General features: G+C 29.9%; 4 protein-coding genes. All 4 read right to left on the reverse strand.

The window, feature by feature from the left end; all coding sequences use genetic code 11:
* Positions 1–174: 174 nt before the first annotated feature.
* On the reverse strand, positions 175–1,233 hold the full coding sequence (locus tag MR593_RS11975) for a hypothetical protein (RefSeq protein WP_290693221.1): 1,059 nt from the start codon (positions 1,231–1,233) through the stop codon (positions 175–177).
* 48 nt (positions 1,234–1,281) lie between these two features.
* Positions 1,282–1,977 (reverse strand): PspA/IM30 family protein, encoded by a 696-nt coding sequence (locus MR593_RS11980; protein ID WP_290693224.1) that lies wholly within the window; start codon positions 1,975–1,977, stop codon positions 1,282–1,284.
* Between the two features lie 166 nt (positions 1,978–2,143).
* On the reverse strand, positions 2,144–2,944 hold the full coding sequence (locus MR593_RS11985) for a hypothetical protein (protein WP_290693227.1): 801 nt from the start codon (positions 2,942–2,944) through the stop codon (positions 2,144–2,146).
* Between the two features lie 33 nt (positions 2,945–2,977).
* Positions 2,978–4,465, reverse strand: a complete 1,488-nt coding sequence (locus tag MR593_RS11990; protein WP_290693230.1) for a CapA family protein — start codon at positions 4,463–4,465, stop codon at positions 2,978–2,980.
* Positions 4,466–4,761 lie beyond the last annotated feature (296 nt).

Genomic DNA, 4,761 nt, shown 5'->3' on the forward strand with positions numbered 1-4,761 from the left:
CTTTTCCATTAAACATAAATATTGCATCTTGTCCTGGTCTAATAATTAAGTTACTTCCTTTTTTAATTTCTTTATTATCCCATTTCCAAAAAATCATGTCGTCTCTATACTGTTCCCATTCTACTACATTTGCCAGTTGTCCACTAAAAAGTCCCATATTATGCCTCCTATTTTCTATGAATTCATGAAATACCAAATTAAAGCTATTATAACAAGTATTGCTACAACTATAGCAGCTATTTTAAATGCACTCTTAGGATACTCACCTACTATTACACCTGATTGACCATTTATTAAAACATGATATTCCTTGCCATTATAATAATAAGCTGTCGAATAAACAGGTAGTAATACATGCTTATAAGTTTCATTTTGGTAATATGAATCCATAGATAAGCCTCTTACTCTGTCATATCTTCTAAGCACATCACTTTCGCATAAGCTTCTCATTTCATTTTCCATTTTATTTATTGCTTCTCTATGAGCATCTTCTAAATCTACAGTATATACCTCAGAGCAATATCCAGACATATAATCAGGTGAAAAAGAAGATATATTTTGAGTATTATAAACCATAGAATTTAACAAATTTGATTTTAATTTATCTGATGCTCTAATAAGTACATCATCAAAGAAATTATGTACATGTCCTGATGTAGGATACCATCTAGTTTTTATTTCTGTGTGAGTATTTCCATCATCATCTTCATAAGTGACTTCGTAATCCTCTCCACCCATAGCTTGGTATGAAGCATCTACATCTGCATCAAAGGTCCAAAATGGCATATATATACCTTGAATTTTATCGGTTTGATACAAGCTCTTTAATGTATTTGGAGCAAGCCATCTACTTTTTATCCAATCATGATAGATCTCCCCAATTTTTACCTTATCTATTCTAAACGGTACTACTCCATCTGGAATCAACGCATCCATTTGCTTTTTAGCCAATACATAATTTGATCCACAATATGGACATGTTGTTGCAGTACTTGTAGAATCTACCTCTACAATAGCACCACAGCCCTCACATTCCATACTAGTAGATTTTTTTTCTTCTGCTTTTATAGAATTTATTGCTTTTCTTGTCAGTTGGTGTTCTACCACTTTACTTTTATCATTTTTTATTTCAATTTCATTGCCACAGCTTGGACATTTTAAATTTTGTGATGAAACATCAAATTCCATCACTGCCCCACAATTTGTGCAATAATATGTTTTTACACTCTCCATAAATCTCCCCTTCTAATATTAAATGCCTTTAATTAAATTCCAAAATATTTATTGTAAACCTAATTTAGCCTTTAATGCAGCTAATTCATCATCTGTTTCTGAAGATGCCCCATTAGCTTGTGTATCGTATTTAGCCATTAAATCATCTATATTATCGCTATCCTTAGAAGAATTTAGCTCTGCCATGGCATTTGCTGTGTCTAATTTTTTATTTATTTTAGCTTCCATTTCATCGAATTTAGACATATTTCCCATAGCTCCATCTACACTAGAGCCTATTTTATTTAATTTTTCTTGAGTCTCAGCTACTGCCATTTTAGCCTTTAATTGATCTCTTCTTGAATTTAATTCAGCTATGTCTTTAACTATTTTGTCATGCATTGCTCTCATCTTAGTTGAATTTTCTTTTGCTATATCGTAAGTTTGTTGAAGTGACGATAATTTTTTACTTAATTCTGATTTTTTCTCTAAAAATGCTCTAGCATCAGCTTCATTACCTGCTAATAATGCTTTTTCTGCATAAGCTTGCATTTTATTTATAGATTCTGTGCATTCATCTAATTCTCTTTTTGCTCTTGTTTCTTCAGCCATAACTGCTGCTGTTTCTGCCTTAACCTTGCCTAAATCACTTTCTAAATTTCTAAGGTATTGATCTATCATTTTCATTGGATCCTCTACCTTATCTAATAATGCATTAATGTTTGAAGACATTATATCCTTGAATCTACTTAAAATTCCAGCCATCGTAATTCCTCCTTAAATAATTTATAGATGTATAATTTTAATTTAAGTATATCACAGTATTTTTACATTTGTATTATATATTTAAGCTTCTACGGTTTACAAAATCTTAACTTTTCAAATTAATAAAGGTATTATTGATTTTTGTAACAATAATACCTCCATACTTCTACAATTCTATCTCAATTTTAGAGCTTAATTTTACAACTCCACCTATAGTTATCTTTTTAGTTTGTCCATTTTGTTTATTTATTTCTGCATCTATAGTTCCACCTGGCTGGCTGATGCTGTACTTCAAATTGCCGTCCTTTAAATCTTTTCCTAGATAAAAAATTGTAGCCAATGTACCACTTCCACAGCTGCTTTCAAAGAAAGTCGTATCTGTATCCTTTACATATACTACTGGAGTAATATATTTCTTATCTATATCAAAGAACATAACGCCAAAAGCCTCTACATCGTAATTTTCATATACGGCCTTTTTAAATTTTTCAAAATTTTCTTCTGTCGCATCGATATTTTCAGCTATTATATGGTTAATTCCTTCTATTATTACAATCGGAAAAGTTCCTAAATCCTCTACATAAATATTTTCAATACCTTTAGGAATTGGCATTTCTATTTCAGCTGTTTCTTTTTCTAAATCTACCTTTGTATTCAAAGGTTTATTACTTCCTGTTATTTCAACAGATACAGTTCCATTTTTTATGTTATTTTGTTGTGCAAAAAACATTCCTATACTTCTAGAGGCATTTCCACAAAACTCTCCACCCATCATTTCAAGTCTTATGTCTCCACCCATAATAGGTTGTTTTATAAATCCAACTTGTTCAGCTGCATAATTTGTATTTTCCAAAATATTTCTAGCTACACTTTTATACGATTTTTTATCTATATCGTCTAAAACAAAAACTGTTATATTTTTTGCTGGATCTGCTATTACTATATTGTATTTATTTTTTTCAGTCATTCGATGTACCCCTTTTGTATTTAAATTTATATATTAATTTGTAATTTGATTAAATGAAGTTATCTCAGGTATAGTACCATTTATTATAGTGGCTATTCTAGTGTACGCATTAGACAATTCATCATAATAAGGAGAGTTTATATCTATGCCCTTGTTAAATTCTCTAGAAATAGGAGTTACAACATAAGAATCCCCATTATATTCTTTGAGTACATGACAAGGTATATATCCCATCTCTGATATTTCAACATCTCCACTCTCATCTTTTGTCAATACTACATTTAAAATAAATGTATCCTTCGTAACTGTACTAGTTTGATGTGATACAAAATTCCCCATTGAATACATTACTGGAACTGATTTTCCTTCCTTATTGATCAATTTATCGCTCGTCTGCAATGCATGAGGATGTGAACCTATGATTAAATCAGCTCCTGCATCAGCTATTTCTTGAGCGTGTAGAGCTTGTTTTTCTGTATAATCATTCCAAAATTCTCTTCCCCAGTGATTGTACACGATTACAAATTCTGCACCCTTATCTCTCGCATCCTTTATGTCTTTTTCCACCTTTTCCTTAGAGTATCTATTGATCATCATTTCTCTCTTATCCTCAGGTAATGTTGTATCCTTTTTATTAAATTTTTCACTATACGACAACACGGCGACTTTTATTCCATTTATGTCAGTAATTACAAATCTCTGCTCTTCTTCAGATGTAAAGCATCCTGTATGAGAAAATTTGTATTTATCTAGCGCATTGTTGGTTTCTATTAAGCCCCTTTCACCACCGTCAGTCATATGATTATTTCCATTTACTAAAGTGTCAAAGCCAGCATATCTAAGTGCATCTAAATAAGTAATTGGACCATTACAAAAAGGTCTATTACCTGCAAAATTTTGCTCTTTCATATAAGGCTCTGAATTTGAAAGTAGTGATTCTATATTTCCAACTACATAATCTGCCTTTGAAAAAATATCTTTAACTAATGAAAAGCTCGCGTTAAAATTATATGTTCCATCTTCTGTCATTGCAGCCTCCTGTTGTCTAGTTTGGTTCATCAAATCTCCTACCAACATTATTCGAGCTCTATTTGAATCTTCTTCACTAGAGTTTGAATTTCTGTATATTCCGTCGTTATCAAGAGTATATCTAGGCTCTTTGATTTCAGTTAAAGGCTCCAACATCTTTCTATATACAATTATTGTAGTTTCTATTTCTTTGTTATATTGATTTCTATAAACAATTGAAGTAACGCCTACCATTTTAGCTTTTATTTTTCCAGTTTTGTCAACGGCCGCTATTTTCATATTTTTAGAATAGTACTTTCCATCTATATTATTTTCATCTTCTGAGCTGCTCCAAATACTAGTTTCTTGTCCCTCTCTCAAAGTGATGATTTTCTTTTGTAAATTTACACTATTATCATAAATTGTATCTGCTTGCACCTCTACATTAGATATAAAAAATATTATATTTACAAATAATACAAAAAATATCAATTTTAAATATTTATTTTTCATCAATATTACCACTCCATTATTTATATTAAAAAACTCATGATTATTATAACAAATGTATGATTTTTACTCAATATTATAAAAATCTCTGATATAATATTATATTATATTTTTAATATTTGGAGGCATGTAACAGCTAATATAAATCTATAAAAATCCATAAAACCATAATATATTTTTATGGATTATATATAATGCTATTGAAGTAATAAATAAATGAAATATTATTCAATAGTATAATTTGCAAATAAAATAGAAAAAAGGTTCAAACGCTTAAAAATTTAGATAAGTTTATAACA

Source organism: Intestinibacter sp., from assembly GCF_022780145.1.
Taxonomy (GTDB): domain Bacteria; phylum Bacillota; class Clostridia; order Peptostreptococcales; family Peptostreptococcaceae; genus Intestinibacter.

What these genes read in the sequence shown, in the direction of transcription:
- MR593_RS11975 (WP_290693221.1), bottom strand. Translation starts at nt 1,233, where the DNA reads ATGGAGAGTGTAAAAACATATTATTGCACAAATTGTGGGGCAGTGATG.
- MR593_RS11980 (WP_290693224.1), bottom strand. Translation starts at nt 1,977, where the DNA reads ATGGCTGGAATTTTAAGTAGATTCAAGGATATAATGTCTTCAAACATT.
- MR593_RS11985 (WP_290693227.1), bottom strand. Translation starts at nt 2,944, where the DNA reads ATGACTGAAAAAAATAAATACAATATAGTAATAGCAGATCCAGCAAAA.
- MR593_RS11990 (WP_290693230.1), bottom strand. Translation starts at nt 4,465, where the DNA reads ATGAAAAATAAATATTTAAAATTGATATTTTTTGTATTATTTGTAAAT.